Origin of the sequence: Treponema zioleckii (genome assembly GCF_014737315.1) — a bacterium.
GTDB classification, from domain to species: Bacteria; Spirochaetota; Spirochaetia; order Treponematales; family Treponemataceae; genus Treponema_D; species Treponema_D zioleckii.
Genome location: NZ_JPUF01000017.1, coordinates 15,096 through 32,861 on the forward strand (window position 1 = coordinate 15,096; position 17,766 = coordinate 32,861).

Genomic DNA, 17,766 nt, shown 5'->3' on the forward strand with positions numbered 1-17,766 from the left:
GTCGTGAAACATGGCTTTTAGAAATGCCTGTAAGAATTTCTATTTCTCTTACTGTAAAATTATGTTCTTGTAAATCTTTTAGGTTATTTGGTTCTTTCCTGTTATATTTTTATAAAGTTTGACCAGATAATCAAATTCTTCCCCAATTGTGCTAAAAGCCAGCGATGTCTTTATAAGATTTTTTAGTTCACCTGGATAAGGCAATTTTGGCATAAGTGCCATAATCTTTCTAAATAGTTTTTTGTTTTTTCCAGCCCCTTTAATTTTGGGTAGATAGTAATCAAGTATTATATCTGCAATCTCAAGCAAATCGTCATTTGTATAACGATTAAAATCAATAATTGTATCAAACCTGCGGGACAGAGCTTTGTCAAAATTTGAAAAAAGATTTGTAGTCGCTATAAGAACAATTTTTTCATTCAGCGTATCAAATCCCTTTAATATTGAAGATGTAGCACGCCCCATTTCTCTTAAATCATTTGTATTCGTCCTGTCCAACGCAATCGCATCAATTTCGTCAAACAGTATGACTACCTTTTCTGGATGTGATAGGTTATTCAGTTCATCAAATACAGTTGCAATGTTTTTTGAAGTTTGTCCCAACTTGCTGTCAATGATGGAATCAAAATCAACCGAATAAAGTTCTCTTTCTAATAGTCTTGCAACCTGCTTTGCAGATTCTGTCTTACCTGTTCCAGGGGCTCCGTGAAAGAGGAATTTATTTATTCCGATATTATGTCCTACCGCATTTACAAGTCCTATTAAATCATCTTTTATTACCTCTGGTAGAGGAAGCGGTTCTTGTGTGGGAATAATTTTCTTGAAAAAATCAGATTTTCCTTCCAGCATCTGTGGCACAAACGTATTTAAGCCTGAGAGCAATGACAGAATGTATTCTGAGAGCTGGACATCACCCTCGGAATCAAATTCCTTTGCTATTTGATATGCCTGGGCTCTAAATCCTGCATCGTTATTTTCTGAGTAACACTTAATAAGATTTAAAACATCTTTCTTTTTCATATTACGCCATCCACAGAAATCATTATATATTATAATGGGACAAAATGTCAATTTTAAGGGACATGAATTGACAAAAAAACTTTTTTCTGTATTATGTGATTGGCATTCTGTAGATAGTAAAAATGTTGACGATAGGAGATTATTGAAATAATTATGAGTTTAATAGAAGACGGCGTTAGAAAAGGCTTAATTTCAATTTCCGAAGATAAAAGTCGAATAACATATATAAATCAAAATAAAACACGCAATTACAATAATCCAGAAGAAAAGGTTCAGGCAGAAATATTTCTTCAATTAGTACAAACTTATGGCTACAGTGCAGAACGCATAAAAATGTTTGTTCCTGTAACAATGGGAAGAGAAGTAAAAGAAGCTGATATTATTGTTTATAAAGATGATGCTTGTCTTGAACCGTATATTTTAGTTGAATGCAAAAAAGAAGAAGTCTCGGAAGCAGAATTTTCACAAGCAGTCGAACAGGCTTACAGTTATGCTTTTGCTCTGCCCGGCGAAGTGAAATATGTATGGGTAACTTCAAAAATCAGACAAGAATATTTTGAGGTAGATAAAACAAAAAATTCTCGTAATAGACTGCCAGATATTCCTCAGTTCGGTGTTACAACAGTTGCGAATTATAAATATGTATATGGAGCAGAATACTTACCGGAAGAAAAAGGAAAACAGAAATTTTTCGGCTTATCCGTAATTGAGCAGTCCGAATTAACAAAGCGTTTTAAACAGGCTCACGATGCTTTATGGGCTGGTGGACAGCTGAATCCTTCAGAAGCATTTGATGAATTGGATAAATTGATTTTCTGCAAGATTTGGGATGAGCGAAAAGATAGACGCATGGGCGAGCCTTATGATTTTCAGATTATTACAGAAACAGAGCCAAAATCCGAGAAAGGTGATTCCGAGGAAACTAAAAAGCAGAAGGAAATAAAACGAAGAAATAAAGAAAATGAAACTTTATACAAGCGCGTAACTGCATTGTATGAAGAAGGTCGTAAAAAAGATGCAGAGGTCTTCCGTGATAACATCCGACTTACTCCAGAAAAAATCCGAACTGTTGTAGGTTATCTTGAGAATGTAAATTTAAGCGATACTGATTTGGACAGCAAAGGACGTGCTTTTGAAACTTTTATGACTGATTATTTTAGAGGAAACTTCGGTCAATATTTTACGCCTCGTCCTATTGTTGATTTTGCGGTTAATGTGCTTCCAATTAAAAATGAATCTAAAGTTCTTGATACATCTTGTGGTAGTGGAGGATTTTTGTTATACGCATTGGATAAAGTAAGAAAACAAGCAACCGAGTTTTATCCAAATTACAAAAATGATACAAAACAGTATGACAGATGGTATAAGTATTGGCATGATTTTGCATCAAACAATCTTTATGGTATTGAAATTAATGAGCAGATTTCTCGCGCCGCAAAAATGAACATGATTATTCATGATGACGGTCATACAAATGTAATTACATCTGACGGTCTTGTTGATGAAAAACATATTGAGGAATATACAAAGAATCAAGGTTTTAAATACAACTCATTTGATTTTATTGTAACAAATCCACCGTTTGGAAGCACAGTTCGTCAAACTGAAAAAGCATATTTAAAAACTTACAAACTGGGAAAAAAAGAGGATGATTGGCTCGCTCTCAAATCAAGTCCAGAAACGATTCGTGAGAATCAAAATACAGAAATTCTTTTTATTGAACAGGGCTATAATTTTTTAAAACCGAATGGCTATATGGCTATTGTAGTTCCTGACGGAATTCTTACAAACAGCAGCTTGCAATATGTTCGCAATCAAATAGAAAGCTGGTTCAGAATTGTTGCCGTTGTTTCCATGCCACAAACCGCATTCATGGCAACAGGTGCGGGTGTAAAAAGCTCTGTTCTTTTTCTTAGAAAATGGGATAAAACTCATGAAGAGGAATTTGAAAATAAGAAAAAAGAAATAGAGCAAAAAATCCTGGCAGATTCGCATTACAAAGAACAAATTGAAGCATGGAATGCAGAAAAGACTAAAAAACAAAAAGAAAAAGTTTCTGAATTAGCAGAAAAACTTGGTGTTTCAAGTTCAGAAGCAAAAAAAACAGAAGAATACAAACAGTGGAATTTAGAATTATCTGAAGAATACCGGGAAAAGATTGATAATCTTAAGGGAGAACTTGCAGAAAATTATCTTGAATCCAAACAGTCAGAATTGCCAGATTATCCAATTTTTATGGCGATTGCAGAAGATATTGGTTATGATGCGACAGGAAAGCCGACTGGCAATAATGAACTGATTGAAATTGGAAATGAGCTTAGAAAGTTTATTGAATCATTATAGTGGAGCGAATCATGGTAAAACTAACAGGAATCGTTGAAGATGTTTTTGGTGGTCGCACAGTTTTTTAGAGGTTATGCAACTTTAAGAACTTTATATGAATTATCAATACCAGGCTTCTATCAAAGAAATGAATGCAAAGAGCGTTTTTCAGAGATAATAAATTTCTTTAGAAATTCTTCTTTCACTTTTTTCCCAGAATTACTGTTTGGATGGCAAATAGAGGATAATGAATTTCTAAAAAAATTAAAAGGGGAACAACCACAAGGAAGTATAAAACTTCCAAATGGAATAGAAATTAAAAAAGCAAAATTTTCATTTCAACAAAATATTGGAGAGGAACCTACTACAAAAGTAATATCAATTTTAATACCTGAATCAGCACCCTTTTTTACACGAATTGATGGAAATCATAGACTTTCTGCACTAAAAGATATATATGAACAAGAAAAACAGGCAGGTGTAAAAGATAGTCTGTTAAATATGTATGTCCCGTTTTCTATTTTGATTCAAATGAAAAATGATGAGGCACAGAAATATGAACAAGCTTTTTTTTATTTGATAAATGCAAAAAGTGTACCATTGACAGATGAAGAAAATTTAAGAGCTATTTTAGCTGAAGATTATTTTACTGATGCAGAAAAGAAATCCCTGTTAGGTATTGATAATTTATTGACTTTAAATGAAGTAATCGAACGGATAAAGAATCAAAAAGAGTTTAAAATTATTAAAGATGTATTTAATGATGAGATATATACTTTTTCATTAAATATTATTCAATCTCTTCCTGATGGCACCGTAGATAAGATTTATGAGTCATTGGAATACATTAATGAGTTATATGAGAAAAACGAAATTCAAGAATCACTTAAAATTATATATTTAGTCTTAATTGCTTATAGAGCAGAACACGATAATGATGATTTACAAAAATTTCTTAAGTGGTTAACAACAACAAAAACGAATCATGTAGATTTTAGTAATGTAAAAAGTATTCTAGAGTCATATGAAAAAAATTTCTCAAAAGTGTATAAAGTATTTGTTGCTATGCCTTATATTTCATTCAAAAGGGTAAATGATTTTAATAAACTTTTTAAGGAAGTTTTAGATGAAATATCAAGAAATCAACCTTATAAACTTGAATTAATTCCAATAATGCGTTTTAGAGGTGAATCACAAAGAATTGATCAGCGTCTTATACAAAAAATAAAGGAATGTGATATTTTTATTGCGGATTTATCAGAATGCAATTCGAATGTAGTTTTTGAAGTTGGATTGGCGGAAGGAAATGATAAACCTAAGATTTTAATAAAATTAGATGAAGATAATAGCAAAGTCCCATTTGATGATGCAAATCTTGATGTAAAAAAACAAGTGCCTTTCGATATGGATAAATTGCAGTGGATTCCATATTCATCGACTGGTTATTATAACGATATAAAATCAATTATGAAAAATAATATACCAGAAATTCTTGTTAACAGATTTGGACTTATTCGGAAGGTGAACTGATGAACATATTCCAAATAAATCGTTCTGATATAGAAGACCGTTTCGATCCTCCTTATTACAAAGACAAGCCAGATTTCTCAAAATTTATAAAACTTTCAAAGATTGCAGTTGTAAAAGGTGGTAAGCGTATTCCATTAGGTATGTCATATACAACAGAACAAACAAATTATCTTTACCTTCGCGTAGCAGATATGTTGGATGGAGATATTGATTATTCTACTCTCAATCACATCGGAAACGATGTATTTGAAATATTGAAAAGTTATGAAATCTCGAAAAATGATATTGCGTTATCAATTGCTGGAACAATAGGTAAGGTTATTTTCTTAAAAAATATTCCTCAGAATAATAAAATAATTCTTACAGAAAATTGTGCAAAAATACAAATAAAAGATACATCTGTATTGTCACAGTATTTAGCTTTATTACTGATTCTAAACATCACTCAAAAACAAATTGAATTGAACTATATACAAACAACTATTCCAAAATTGGGACTTGATCGGATTAGAAATTTATATCTACCACCTATTCCGCCTCTATCAGTTCAACAAACTATAGTTGATTTATATACAAATGCACAGAATCAAAGAAAAAGAAAATTGGAAGAATCTCAAAAACTTCTTGAAAGTGTAGATGATTATCTTTTTGCTGAATTAGGAATTGAATTGCCATTGGAAGATAACAAACTGAAAAATAGAATATTTATATCGTCTTTTCATAATTTAACAGGGGGCAGAATAGATCCTTTTGCAAATACACCTGTTTTAGAAAAACTTCGCTCAAGTTTAAATAATTCATCGTTCATATATTTGAAAGATGCTGTAACAGAGACAAAATTTATAACAACAGAAATATCCTCTTCTGATACATATATCGGACTTGAGAATATTGAAAGCAACACTGGAAATTATATTAAAACAGATGAAAAAGAAACGATAAGCAGTGCATTGCTTTTTGAGAGAGGTCAAATACTCTTTCCTAAACTACGTCCATATTTGAATAAAGTTTATCTTGCAGAGTTTAACGGCTTATGTTCAACAGAGTTTCATGTTTTTAATGCAAAAAATATGGATTCTAATTTTTTACATTATTGCCTTCTTTCAAGAATCACATTGGAACAGACTTCAAATTTAATGACAGGAAATACTTTGCCAAGATTGCAATCTTCGGATATCGCACATATTTTGATTCCGTATCCACCATTTGAAAAACAAAGAGAAATTGCTAAACATATTCAAGAAATCCGCAATCATGCAAAACAATTAAAAAATGAAGCTGACATGATTCTACAGGAAGCAAAACAGAAAGTCGAAAGAATGATTTTGGGAGATGAGCAATGAATGAAATTCTTGGAAAAATAGTTGATAAGGGAGAATCTCTAACAAATAATCCTCATGCTGTTTTTAACTTCTTAGAAATCTTCTATCTTTTAGATATTGTTTCAGTAATTGTATTTAAGAAGAATATTTGTAGTTTTGTGGAAAAAGATTTTTCGCTCATATTCAAGCCTGAATATTTTCTATTTATTACTATTTTTCTGCTTCTCCTTTTCACTTTATATTTTATTTCTTCTATGGCCAGATTATTTCTTTCAAAATTATTTATTGATGTTACAATCAAAATAGATGATTTTTTTCATAAAGATAGACATGGTGCTTTATGGAGTATTTATTCTTTAGAAAAATTTGCTAGAGAAAATAATAAAACTGTTTTGTATGAAAAAGTATGTGAACAACAAAAAAAATCTGTAAACTTAGTCAAAACAGTTAGATTTTAATTTTCTTTTAGGTGCTACTTTTTTTATTTCATATTGCAGTGTGCAGAAGTTTGGGTTCAAATTATCTTTCTAGCTTTTATTTACTACATAAGAGTAGACAATCCTTGCTGCTATTTGCTTTTTTGTGTTTTTGCAGATTTTCATTATGGTTATAATACTTTTACGCTTTTTGCATAGTTTCTTATCGTTATCTGAATATTATGTAGAACATATTGCAAGCCCTGAATATGATAATTTTATTAAAGAGAAAAATTGAAAGAATATGATTAAGGCTTGGAGTTCGGCAACATGGAATCCTAACGAAAATAAACACGAGTTTGTTCATAAATACCTCTTCCGTTTATGAAGCAAACGTTAATGTACTAATAATTTTAGGAGAAAACATTATGCCCACAGAAAACAAAAGCGAAATCGTAATATTCAAAACCTCAGATGAAAAAGTATCTATCGATGTCCGATTTGAAGGCGAAACTGTCTGGCTTACAATAGATGACATGGCCTCCTTGTTTGAAAAGTCCCGCTCAACAATAAACGAGCATATTTTGAATATTTTTGAGGAAGGAGAGCTTGAAAAGGAAACTTCCGTGAGAAAAATCGGAAATTCCGATTTTTCTACTAAGCCGACTAATTACTACAATCTTGATGTCATTATTTCTGTAGGCTATAGGGTAAAGTCGTTAAGAGGTACTCAATTCCGCCAGTGGGCGACTAAGCGGCTTAACGAATATATCCGAAAAGGCTTTACGATGGACGATGAGCGGCTCAAGCTGGCTGGCGGAGGAGATTATTGGAAAGAACTTTTAGCCCGCATCCGCGATATCCGTTCTTCTGAAAAAGTGATGTACCGTCAGGTTTTGGATTTGTATGCTACGAGCGTTGATTATAATCCGAAGTCGTCCGAGTCAATCGCATTTTTCAAGATGGTTCAGAACAAGCTTCATTATGCGGTAAACCGCCAGACCGCAGCGGAAATAATCTACGACCGCGCAGACAGCGAAAAGAATTTTATGGGGCTTACTTCATTCAAGGGGGCAGATGTAACTCTTGAAGATGTCCGTATAGCAAAGAATTATCTTTCAGAAAAGGAACTTAAAAAATTGAATGCACTTGTTTCTGCTTTCTTCGATATAGCAGAGTATCAGGCTGAAAACCACAACGAAATGCACATGAGCGATTATGTGGAGCAGCTTGACCGCACGATTCAGTCTGTTGGTGAAGAGGTTCTGGAAGGTGCAGGGAAAATCAGCCACAAAAAAGCTATGGAAAAAGCAGAAGGAGAATATCGTAAGTATCAGGTAAAGACACTCTCTTCTGTAGAAAAGGCATATATCGAAACTCTGAAAGAATTGAAACAGATTGAGAGTAATTCCAAGCGTTAGGGATTGTAGGGGCGGCGTAGCCGTTGCCGATAGGCAATGAAGTGCGAAAGCACGGAACCCCGAAAAGCCCGACCCCGCGTGAGCGGGGGAACGCCCAGATTCACCTTTTAATAATTCGCATTACGTCTATCTTTATTTATCGTAGCCAGCCGACTCATCTCGTCATCAGTCAAAGAAAAATCCCAGACGCTTGCATCTTCGATGATGTGCTTTTCGTTGGAGCTGCCGGGGATTGCAATATTGCCTGCCTGCAGGTGCCAGCGGATGATAATCTGAGCGGAAGACTTTCCGTGAGCCTTTGTAATTGCGATGATTGTAGGGGCATTGAAAAGTGTCTGGGTGTCACCGCGGCCGCCGAGTGGAAACCAGCTTTCCATAACTGTGCTGTACTTTGCAATGTGGGCCTTCATTTTTCCGCTCTGGTGGTATGGATGGGTTTCGTTCTGCAAAAGGGCAGGCTTAATGCTTGTCGCTTTTACAAGGCGGTCAAAATCATCCGGCTCGTAGTAGTTTGAAAGTCCGATTGAACGAAGCTTTCAGGCCTTTACCGCGCGTTCCATTGCCTTGTAGGCATCAACATCATTTCTTGGCTGAGAGTGGTGAAGAATCATCAGGTCAATGTAGTCCAGCCCCAGGCGTTTGAGCGAAGCGTCCACAGCTGCATCTCCGTTTGAAAAATCACTGGTCCACATTTTTGTGGTAACAAAAATGTCTTCGCGCTTGCAGATTCCATCTTTAATGGCCCGTCGGATTCCGCGGCCAACGCCTTCTTCGTTTCCGTAAATACGTGCGGTGTCAATCAGTCTCATTCCAGCTTTGAGTGCCCAGTAAACAGAGTTTTCTGCCTGGTCTGACGAAAGATAAAATGTTCCGATTCCAAGAACTGGCATTTCATGTCCGGAGTTCAGCTTTACAGTACCTTTCTTAAGATCAAAGGCCGGAGCCTCTGCAAAAATCGAAGCTGTCATCATAGAAAATACTCCTGCAATTAAAAATGTTTTCAGACCTCTTTTCATGCAAGTCTCCTACTTTCCCAGTTTACCCAGCCAATCCTGAACCGCCTTTTTCGCGGCGCTTCTGTTGGTCTGGGCAACCTTTCCCTGAACGGCAAGGCCTTTTTCTACGGTTGCGTTTTTGCAGGTTGAACGGATGCGGCTTTCTGTTCCGGCCAGTCCGCTTCCTTCGTGGGTGCAGAACGGGATAATTGTTTTTCCGCTCCAGTCGTGGGCTTCGAGGAATGTGTAAACCGGCATTGGCATGTCTCCCCACCAGTTTGGATAGCCGATGTAGATTGTGTCGTAAGCTGAGATATCTATGTCAGATTTTAGAGCAGGTCGGGCTTTTTTGTTTTGCTCGTCTTTTGCAATCTGAGTAAGGCGGCTGTAGCTGTCGGTTGGATAAGGCTTTTGAGTTTCGAGTTCAAAAAGCTCTGAACTGGTTTCTTCTGCAATGAACTTTGCGATGATTGAAGTGTTTCCTTCTTTTATGTTTCCAACGTTATACTGTTCGCCAGCGAGCGAAAAATAAACTACCAGTGATTTTCCCATTTGAGTCTCCTTTGAAAATCCGTTTGAACTTTTGTTTTGTGCGGAAAGCGAACCTGCAAGTAAAGTCGCTGCCATTACGATTGAAAAAAGTGATTTTAGTTTCATTTGAAAACTCCTATTCTTTTTGTTCGTCTGGATTGAGCATCTTTATCACCTTCGCAGGCACTCCTCCCACAACCGCATAATCCGGCACGTCCTTTGTAACGACCGCTCCCGCCGCAACCACTGCATATTCGCCGATTGTGACGCCGGGACAAACAGTAACGTTCATTCCAAGCCAGGCATTCTTTTTGATAACGACTTTGCCGTAAGTGTATTTTGTGTGACGTTCATTAAAGTCGTGGTTGATTGTTGCAATGCGAAGACCCGGCGCAACCATAACTCCGTCGCCGAACTCGATTCCACCAGAAGCCGACAGAATTGCCGAATGGTTAATGAAGACGTTTTTTCCGAACTTAACGCGGTTTCCAAAGTCGCAGATAAAAGGAGTGAGAATGCGCACGTCGTCGAGTTTACGTCCGAAAAGCTCTTCAAGGTCAGAAACATAACTTTCGTCATCGGGCATTTTTGCGTTCGCAACCGCGCAGAGTTTTCTAGCTCTCATCATTTCGCTGACTGCTTCCTTAAAATAAGGCTCACGAACATCTGTCGGTCCGCCTTTTTCCATAAGTTCATAAACATAGCCTGGGGTGTATTCCATAGTTTCCTCCTGTGTACATCTGCATTATAAGCGACATCTGTCTATTTTCTATGGGCAAGTTGCGTTATAATGGTGTTTAAACGACAGAATTAGGAAATGTGACTAGAAAAAGGGCATGTGACTATAATTTTGTGGGTTTCGTGGTAAAATAAATAATATTAGATTCTGCTTTGGAGATTAGCATATGGCACAAAACATTGAACCATATCGGCAGACTGTGCAAGCCTGCTTGAAAGATAAAACTTACTATATTGATTTCTATCAGCGTGAATATGTTTGGAGTATGGAAACTGTGAAAGTTTTACTCGAAGATATTTATGAAGTATTCGAACAGTCATATTTACCTGTAAAAGATGCAGAAATGACATCGGAAGTTATGGAAAAATTCAATTGGTATTATATGAATGTTTTTATCACAAATAAAATAAATAATAAAACTTATATTGTTGACGGACAGCAAAGACTTTCAACGCTTACGCTGATTGCCATAAAACTCTATAAAATGGCTAAAAAGCAATTTCATAAAAATCTGTTGCGCAGTTGTATCTGTGGACAAGACTATTTTGAGGGAGATATTTATTGTATTGATAACTATAAGCGAAAAAAAGCAATGGACTCAATACTGAATGAAACGGAATTTGAATTGCCGTATCAAAATCAGACAGAGCAAACTTTGATTGAGCGGTATAATGATATTTCTGCATATATCGACAAAAAGACCATGGATGAAAAGGAACTGGAAGCTTTTATTTACTATTTTCTAAACAAACTAGTTCTTGTTGAATTGAGCATAGACAATCAGGATGATACAGCTATGGTTTTCGAGGTGATTAATGACCGTGGCGAAGCACTGAGACCTTTTGAAATCCTAAAAGGAAAACTAATCGGTGCATTGCCAAAGTCAGATACAGATAATTATTCAGAAATGTGGGATGCTTCCTTGCATCGCATAAACGGAATTGAAGACCAATTCTTTATTAATTATTTAAAATCGCGTTTTATATTTAAGCGAAATTCAGATAAAGAAAATCTTATCAATAATGCATATCATCGTTATATTTTTGACGATAAAGAAGATTCGAAAACTCTTGGCTTCAGAAAAACTGATGCAAATAGAATTTTTTCAATCAAAAAGTTTATTGAAGAAGATCTTGTATACTACTCAAGATTGTATGCAAAGATAACAGAGAATAAAGATGAGTTTTTGAAATATAGTAACGAAATTCATAAACTTGACGGACAATATCAACTTATTTTGTCAGCTTGCAAGATAAATGATTCTGAAGAAGATGAAAAAATTCATCTAATCGCAAAGGAGTATGATCGTCTACATATGCTTTTGCGTATGAACGGCGTTTATGACAGTAATGATTTTCACAGTATTTCATATAGTCTAAACGAAAAATTAAAAAATCTCCCTATTACTGATTACCGCACAGTATTTAATACCGCGATAATTGCTAGGATAAACGAAGCAACGAATACTACAAATACATCTTCTGTTTTAGATTACACTCGATTTTCACAAATCGGTTATGGGAAAAATATTGATCAAACAGCTCTTTACTATTTGCTTGCTCGCGTTGAAAACTTTATTTGCTCGAAGATAAATCAAACGGCTGAGCATGATGTATACTATATGTCCATAAAACATTCGAATGTTAATGGATATCATATTGAACATATTTTTTCTGACAATGATGAAAACAGAGGATATTTCTCAAGCGAAGAGGAATTCTGGAACGAGCGGAATGGAATAGGTGCACTACTTCTCTTGAAAGGACGTATGAATATCAGTTCAGGAAATGAATCCTATAGAGAAAAGTTGAAAACCTATTCAAATGGAACTATATGGGCAAAAACATTGTGCAACACTTGGTATCATACAAATCCTGATTTTACAGATTTTAATAAATGGCTTAAAGCAACCACCAATAAAGAGTTTATTCCGTATGATTCTTTTACAATTCAATCTATGAAAGAAAGATCTCAACTATTGTATAAGCTTGTAAAAATTATTTGGGAAGTTGACAGCAAAGGAGCATCAGAATGATTCAAAATCAACAATCCGCTAACAAAATATCCTATACCGTCGCTTGTGTTAGTAGTTTTGCAGCTGCACACAATCTATCAAAAAAAGATGCGTTCTTGTATCTTTACGGAAATAAGGCAATCGCTTTTTTAAAAGAAAATTACGATGTTGAACACACACTGTCGCTTGATGACGCGGTTGAAGACATGACGGAAATATGCCGCAAGAATGGGGGAGTCCTATGATTTTGTACCACGGGAGCAATGTTGATGTAAAAGAAATCAACCTAAAAATCTGTAAACCATTCAGGGACTTCGGAAAGGGATTTTATCTTACCGACATTCGAAGTCAGGCAGAAAGCATGGCAAAGCGAACTTCACGGATAAAAGGAGGAACTCCTGTTTTAAACCTTTATGAAATTGATGATAATTTTATTATGAAGCATAATCTGAGGGTTAAAGATTTCGCTTCGATTCCGACTGAAGAATGGGCTTTATTTGTAATGAACAACCGTAACCGAAATTTTTCTGACCTGCAGAATTCCCTTTGTAACCAGGATTGTAAATACGATATTGTTCACGGACCTGTCGCAGACGATGCCATGGCAATCCTTTTTCAACAATATGAGCAAGAATTTATCGACCTGGAAATGTTAAAAAAACGTATGACTATAAGGAACTTTCCATGCAGTATTCTTTTCACACGGAAAAAGCGGTTTCCTTGCTAAAAAAAGTGAAGGTGATTTATGGATAAGACAGACAAATCAGACTGGCTCATTGACTCTCTTACAAAAGAAATCGCAGGTTTCATTGTTGAGGATGAGAATGTCGAGTATGATGAGGCTTTACGAAAACTGTATTCATCAAAGCTGTTTGAAAAACTCTCAGACAAAGAGACTGGCTTATACCGTGAGGGAGCGGCATATGTATATCAGTATTTTTTAGAAGAGAACCAATGACCGAACCCAAACTCGATCCACGCATAATACGCACAAAGGAAGCGATTCAGAGCGTTTTTAAGAGAATGGTCTGCGAGATGCCTTATGAAAAAATCACCGTAAAAGCTATTACCGAAGTTGCAAAAATCAACCGCAACACTTTTTATCTTCATTACACTTGCGTGGACGATGTGCTTGCTGAGATTCAGGCGAAGCATTCAAGCGAATACAGCGCGATTGTCTCTAGATTTGACCAGCTTAAGGATACGGACAAATTGGTACGCTCCTTTTTTGAATACATGGAAGCGCAGGACGATTTTTTCAAGCGTGTTACCTGCGACAGCCGTTTTGACTATATCCGCGAAAGAATGCAGAACAAGGTCACAAAACAGGCTGCGGAGTCGCATCCCCTCAAAGGGTTGGACCAGAGCGTGCGCAACATCCTTTTGACTTTTAATAACTGCATTGTTCTGCTTTACCGCCAGTGGGTTGCCGACGGGCGAAAGATTCCAATGGAAGAAATGATTGAGCTTGCGACGACTCTGCTGGAAAATGGGATGAAAGGATTTAGGAACAATTAAAACTGCCTCCATTTGTAAAACTCTCAAATTAAAAACACAGTCATATTGACAATCATCTATGTATCATTTATAGTACAACATATAGATATTTATCAATATGAGGTAAAGTATGAATGCATCAGAAATAGCTCTTATCTGCAAGGCTTTGGGAGATGAAAACCGTCTCAAGATTATAAAAATGCTCTCAGGTGGCGAATTATGTGCCTGTAAAATTCTTGACGCTTTTAATATCACTCAGCCAACTCTTTCTCATCACATGAAGATTCTTACAGAATGTAATCTTGTTAATTCACGAAAAGAAGGCAAGTGGACTTATTATTCAATAAATTGCGAAAAGTTCTCGGAGTTTAAAAGTGCCGTCTCACAGTTTACCTGTAAAGCTTCACTTGAGAAAAAATCAGTAGGAAAATGCTGTTGTAAGGATTAGATGTTATGGGCAATTTTATTCAAAACCAGATTCTTGGGATGCAGTGGCTAAAAACTCTTATCGGGAAAATGTTAGTGGCTGCCGGACTTGATGTCGAAAGCCGCTTTGGTGGAAGCCTTCACTTTTTCCTTTATGATGTAATTAAAATCACAATTCTTCTTTTTGTGCTGATATTTTTGATTTCGTACATTCAGTCATATTTTCCGCCAGAGCGAAGTAAAAAAATATTGTCGCACTGCAAGGGATTTTCTGCCCGCATAATTGCAGCCCTTTTGGGAACGGTGACATCCTTTTGTTCTTGCTCTTCAATTCCTCTTTTTATGGGATTTACGACAGCAGGGCTGCCGCTTGGAGTTACCTTTAGTTTTTTGATTTCTTCTCCTATGGTTGATTTTGCATCGCTCATTCTTTTAACAAGCATTTTTGGCTGGAAGATTGCGATTGCTTATGTTGTTCTGGGACTTGTAGTTGCTGTTGCAGGCGGAACAATAATAGAACATCTTCATATGGAAGATCAGGTTGCTGATTTTATTCGTAATGGAAAAAGCGTTTGCCTTGCAGAAGAAAAGCTTTCGCAGAAACAAAGGCTCATTTCTGCATTGCACTCTGTTTCCGATACTCTCAAAAAAGTCTTTCCATATATTCTTTTGAGTGTGGCAGTGGGCGCGATAATTCATAACTGGATTCCTGAGAACTGGATTGTCAGCCTGCTTGGTAAGAAAAATCCGCTCGGCGTAATTCTTGCAGTTTTTGCGGGCATTCCCATGTATGCAGATATTTTTGGCTGTATTTCAATTTCGGAAAGTTTGCTTGCAAAGGGCGCGCTTTTGGGAGTTGTCCTGAGTTTTATGATGGCAGTAACGACTTTGAGTTTGCCTTCGCTGATTATGCTTAAAAAGGCGATAAAAACAAAGCTGCTGGTAACTTTTGTTTCAATCTGCGTAGCTGGAATAATTCTTGTAGGTTATTTTTTTAATGCTTTTCAGGCATTGTTTTTATAAATCGTTAAGGAGGATTTAATGGAAAATCTTACTGTTAAAGTTTATGGAAGCGGCTGCAAAGGATGTCAGACATTGCATCAGAATGTAATAGACGCTCTGGCCGAAATGAATATTGCATCTGATGTTCAGTACATTACAGACATGCAGAAGATTATGGAAACTGGGGTAATGAGTCTACCAGCACTTGCGGTGAACGATAAGATTGTTTCGAGCGGCAAGGTATTAAGTGCTGCAGATGTTAAAAAGTATTTGGAGTAAAAATATGAATCACAAAGAAAAAGCGGTGAATTATTTTTCGCAGAAATTACATTGTTCTCAGTCGGTTCTGGCGGCTTTTGCAGAAGAATGCGGAATTGCAGAAGAAGAGGCTCTAAAACTTGGTAGCTGTTTTGGTGGCGGTATGCGAAAAGGGCATGTATGCGGAGCTGTGAGCGGTGCTTTGATGGTGCTGGGCTTATTGTATGGCCAGAAAAGCGTTGGCGACACAGAAGGTTTGCAGTTATCAAATAAAGTGAATGATTTAATGATGGCCCACTTCAAAGAAAAATGTGGCTCTTACATCTGCAATGATTTGTTGGGCTGCGATATTACGACAGAAGAAGGTCATCAATTTTGTGTGGATAATAAACTATTCACTGACTTTTGTCCAAAGATGGTGGCGACCGCTGTTGATGTTGTTGAAGAAATAATTCAGGAACAGAATAGAGCTTAAGGTTGATATTACAGCTCTTCAGCTTTTAGGTTTTGTGAGCAATTTCAAATTCAAGATATTGTATGCTGATTTTTGAACCGCCCATGTCAGCAAAATAATCGTATAAGTCGCTTTTTGTTCAAAAACTGGTTCCTCGTTCAGAAAACTTTTTTAATATGTTTGAAAAGATATAACTTTCCGTCTGTCTTTCTATCGTCTACCGTCATAGGAATCGTTAGACACATGTTCAAAAAACTTGAAGCCGTCAAAATCAATAGATTCGATTCGTTGATTTTTTTCACCAGATTGTATAAGATGACGTTGCTCACGCGGAGGGCGTGTCATTCAAATGGAAATGACAGGCTGGATAAGGTGCAGGTTGGAATGCCTGAATTTTATCCAGCCTTTTTTGTTTTTGGAGGACTTATGGCTGAGACAACTTTGTTTACATCCGGGAAAATTGCTCCCCGGCTTTTACGTTTTGCGCTTCCAGTTCTTGGGGCTTTGTTTTTGCAGTCTTTTTACGGCGCGGTTGATTTGTTGATTGTAGGTCAGTTTGGAAATGCAGCTGATGTTTCTGCGGTTGCGACCGGAACCATGATGATGCAGACCATCACCTTTATAATCGTGGGGCTTGCCATGGGAACGACCATTCAGATGGGGCAGGCTCTGGGGGCCGGAAACAAGGAAAAGGCTGCGGACATTGTTGGAACGAGCATAATCTTCTTTGCCCTGCTTGCACTTGTTGTTACTGTCCTGATGATTTTTCTGACAAAACCGTTTGCACTTCTTATGCAGACTCCAAAAGAAGCTTTTGATAAAACCTGCATGTATGTTCACATCTGTTCGGCGGGAACGGTTTTTATTACTGCCTACAATATGATGGGCGGAGTTTTCCGCGGGATGGGAGATTCTAAGACTCCGCTTCTTACGGTTTTTGTTGCCTGCATAATTAACATTTTTGGCGATTTGCTTTTTGTTGCCGTTTTTCACATGGCGGCAAGCGGGGCGGCTCTGGCTACAGTGATTGCCCAAGCTTTGAGCGTTATTTTCTGTCTGATTGTTGCCAAAAAAAGAGGGCTTCCTTTTGCATTTTCAAAAAAGAATATTCGCTGGCAAGGAAAGCTTGTGGCCTTAGTCTGCAAAACCGGCGCGCCAATTTCTTTGCAGGACGGGCTTGTTACGGTTTCTTTTCTTGTGATTGCGGCAATCATCAACCGTCTGGGCTTGATTGCTTCTGCGGGAGTAGGAGTTGCGGAGCGTGTTTGCGGATTTATCATGCTTGTTCCTTCGGCTTTTTCTCAGTCTTTGAGCGCCTTTGTTGCCCAGAATATCGGAGCCGAGAAATATGACCGTGCAAAAAAAGCCCTTTTGTATTCTATTGCGGCCTCTTTGGCCTGCGGTCTTTTTATGGGCTATTTTGCCTTCTTCCACGGAAATCTTCTGGCCGCCATTTTCTCCAAAGACGGAAAAGTCGTTGCCGCCGCTCATTCTTATCTCAAGGCTTATGCCATCGACACTCTTTTTGTTTCATTCCTTTTCTGCTTTATCGGCTATTTTAACGGCTGCGGAAAAACTTCCTTTGTAATGATTCAGGGAATCATTGGAGCGTTCGGCGTGCGAATTCCAGTTTCGTATTTGATGAGCCGGACGGTGAATCCAACGCTTTTTAGAATCGGACTTGCAACGCCTTCTTCCACTTTTGTGCAGATTACTTTCTGCGGGATTGTATTTTTGATTCTGGAAAGGAAGAGAAGGAAAGAGTCAGGCAGGCGGTCGCAGAAAATAGCCTGAATTGTCGTTTTCTGCAAAAAAAGCC

Annotated in this window: 18 protein-coding genes and 1 pseudogene; 15 read left to right on the top strand and 4 right to left on the bottom strand. The window is 37.0% G+C overall.

Going from position 1 to position 17,766, the window contains the following annotated elements:
- Positions 1 to 78 precede the first annotated feature (78 nt).
- Complete coding sequence (locus tag JI65_RS06035) at positions 79 to 1,020, bottom strand: ATP-binding protein (RefSeq protein WP_242457175.1); 942 nt, start codon at positions 1,018 to 1,020, stop codon at positions 79 to 81.
- A gap of 153 nt (positions 1,021 to 1,173) precedes the next feature.
- On the opposite strand from JI65_RS06035, the gene JI65_RS06040 reads away from it, so the two are divergent.
- The 5 genes from JI65_RS06040 to rhuM all read left to right on the top strand — a co-directional run bounded on the left by JI65_RS06040 (position 1,174) and on the right by rhuM (position 8,031).
- Positions 1,174 to 3,363 (top strand): type I restriction-modification system subunit M, encoded by a 2,190-nt coding sequence (locus tag JI65_RS06040; RefSeq protein ID WP_191014485.1) that lies wholly within the window; start codon positions 1,174 to 1,176, stop codon positions 3,361 to 3,363.
- A gap of 33 nt (positions 3,364 to 3,396) precedes the next feature.
- A complete protein-coding gene (locus JI65_RS06045; RefSeq protein WP_191014486.1) occupies positions 3,397 to 4,872 on the top strand; it encodes a hypothetical protein in 1,476 nt (491 codons plus the stop codon).
- Positions 4,872 to 6,215, top strand: a complete 1,344-nt coding sequence (locus JI65_RS06050) for a restriction endonuclease subunit S (RefSeq protein WP_191014487.1) — start codon at positions 4,872 to 4,874, stop codon at positions 6,213 to 6,215. The genes JI65_RS06045 and JI65_RS06050 overlap by 1 nt, the downstream gene beginning before the upstream one ends.
- Entirely contained in the window at positions 6,212 to 6,652 is a 441-nt protein-coding gene (locus tag JI65_RS06055) for a hypothetical protein (protein WP_191014488.1), read from the top strand. Before JI65_RS06050 ends, JI65_RS06055 begins: the two co-directional genes overlap by 4 nt.
- Positions 6,653 to 7,038: 386 nt before the next feature.
- Positions 7,039 to 8,031: a virulence RhuM family protein gene (gene rhuM, locus JI65_RS06060; protein WP_191014489.1), complete on the top strand. Its 993-nt coding sequence runs from the start codon at positions 7,039 to 7,041 to the stop codon at positions 8,029 to 8,031.
- A gap of 107 nt (positions 8,032 to 8,138) precedes the next feature.
- Here rhuM and JI65_RS17345 read toward each other — a convergent pair.
- From JI65_RS17345 to JI65_RS06075, 3 genes and pseudogenes are all read right to left on the bottom strand, one after another.
- Positions 8,139 to 9,047: pseudogene (locus JI65_RS17345) on the bottom strand (aldo/keto reductase).
- A gap of 9 nt (positions 9,048 to 9,056) precedes the next feature.
- The gene (locus JI65_RS06070; protein WP_191014490.1) at positions 9,057 to 9,683 is read right to left on the bottom strand and encodes a flavodoxin; all 627 of its coding nucleotides are present in this window, start codon (positions 9,681 to 9,683) and stop codon (positions 9,057 to 9,059) included.
- A gap of 10 nt (positions 9,684 to 9,693) precedes the next feature.
- Positions 9,694 to 10,278, bottom strand: a complete 585-nt coding sequence (locus JI65_RS06075; protein WP_191014491.1) for a DapH/DapD/GlmU-related protein — start codon at positions 10,276 to 10,278, stop codon at positions 9,694 to 9,696.
- A 184-nt stretch (positions 10,279 to 10,462) separates the two neighbouring features.
- Between JI65_RS06075 and JI65_RS06080 the strand changes: the two genes are divergently transcribed.
- The 10 genes from JI65_RS06080 to JI65_RS06125 all read left to right on the top strand — a co-directional run bounded on the left by JI65_RS06080 (position 10,463) and on the right by JI65_RS06125 (position 17,741).
- Positions 10,463 to 12,331, top strand: coding sequence for a DUF262 domain-containing protein (locus JI65_RS06080; RefSeq protein ID WP_191014492.1), 1,869 nt, complete (start codon positions 10,463 to 10,465; stop codon positions 12,329 to 12,331).
- The gene (locus tag JI65_RS06085; protein WP_191014493.1) at positions 12,328 to 12,555 is read left to right on the top strand and encodes a DUF3791 domain-containing protein; all 228 of its coding nucleotides are present in this window, start codon (positions 12,328 to 12,330) and stop codon (positions 12,553 to 12,555) included. Before JI65_RS06080 ends, JI65_RS06085 begins: the two co-directional genes overlap by 4 nt.
- On the top strand, positions 12,552 to 13,037 hold the full coding sequence (locus tag JI65_RS06090; RefSeq protein ID WP_197971912.1) for a DUF3990 domain-containing protein: 486 nt from the start codon (positions 12,552 to 12,554) through the stop codon (positions 13,035 to 13,037). Before JI65_RS06085 ends, JI65_RS06090 begins: the two co-directional genes overlap by 4 nt.
- 18 nt (positions 13,038 to 13,055) lie before the next feature.
- Positions 13,056 to 13,268 carry a hypothetical protein gene (locus JI65_RS06095; protein ID WP_191014530.1) on the top strand — a complete coding sequence of 71 codons (213 nt, stop codon included), beginning with the start codon at positions 13,056 to 13,058 and terminating at the stop codon, positions 13,266 to 13,268.
- Positions 13,265 to 13,828, top strand: coding sequence for a TetR/AcrR family transcriptional regulator (locus JI65_RS06100; protein ID WP_191014494.1), 564 nt, complete (start codon positions 13,265 to 13,267; stop codon positions 13,826 to 13,828). The genes JI65_RS06095 and JI65_RS06100 overlap by 4 nt, the downstream gene beginning before the upstream one ends.
- A 109-nt stretch (positions 13,829 to 13,937) precedes the next feature.
- Complete coding sequence (locus JI65_RS06105) at positions 13,938 to 14,255, top strand: ArsR/SmtB family transcription factor (RefSeq protein ID WP_191014495.1); 318 nt, start codon at positions 13,938 to 13,940, stop codon at positions 14,253 to 14,255.
- Positions 14,256 to 14,260: 5 nt separating this feature from the next.
- Positions 14,261 to 15,256: a permease gene (locus tag JI65_RS06110; RefSeq protein ID WP_191014496.1), complete on the top strand. Its 996-nt coding sequence runs from the start codon at positions 14,261 to 14,263 to the stop codon at positions 15,254 to 15,256.
- Between the two features lie 18 nt (positions 15,257 to 15,274).
- Positions 15,275 to 15,514, top strand: coding sequence for a thioredoxin family protein (locus JI65_RS06115; RefSeq protein ID WP_191014497.1), 240 nt, complete (start codon positions 15,275 to 15,277; stop codon positions 15,512 to 15,514).
- 4 nt (positions 15,515 to 15,518) lie between these two features.
- The gene (locus tag JI65_RS06120) at positions 15,519 to 15,968 is read left to right on the top strand and encodes a C-GCAxxG-C-C family protein (protein WP_191014498.1); all 450 of its coding nucleotides are present in this window, start codon (positions 15,519 to 15,521) and stop codon (positions 15,966 to 15,968) included.
- A gap of 405 nt (positions 15,969 to 16,373) precedes the next feature.
- Complete coding sequence (locus tag JI65_RS06125) at positions 16,374 to 17,741, top strand: MATE family efflux transporter (protein ID WP_191014499.1); 1,368 nt, start codon at positions 16,374 to 16,376, stop codon at positions 17,739 to 17,741.
- Positions 17,742 to 17,766 lie beyond the last annotated feature (25 nt).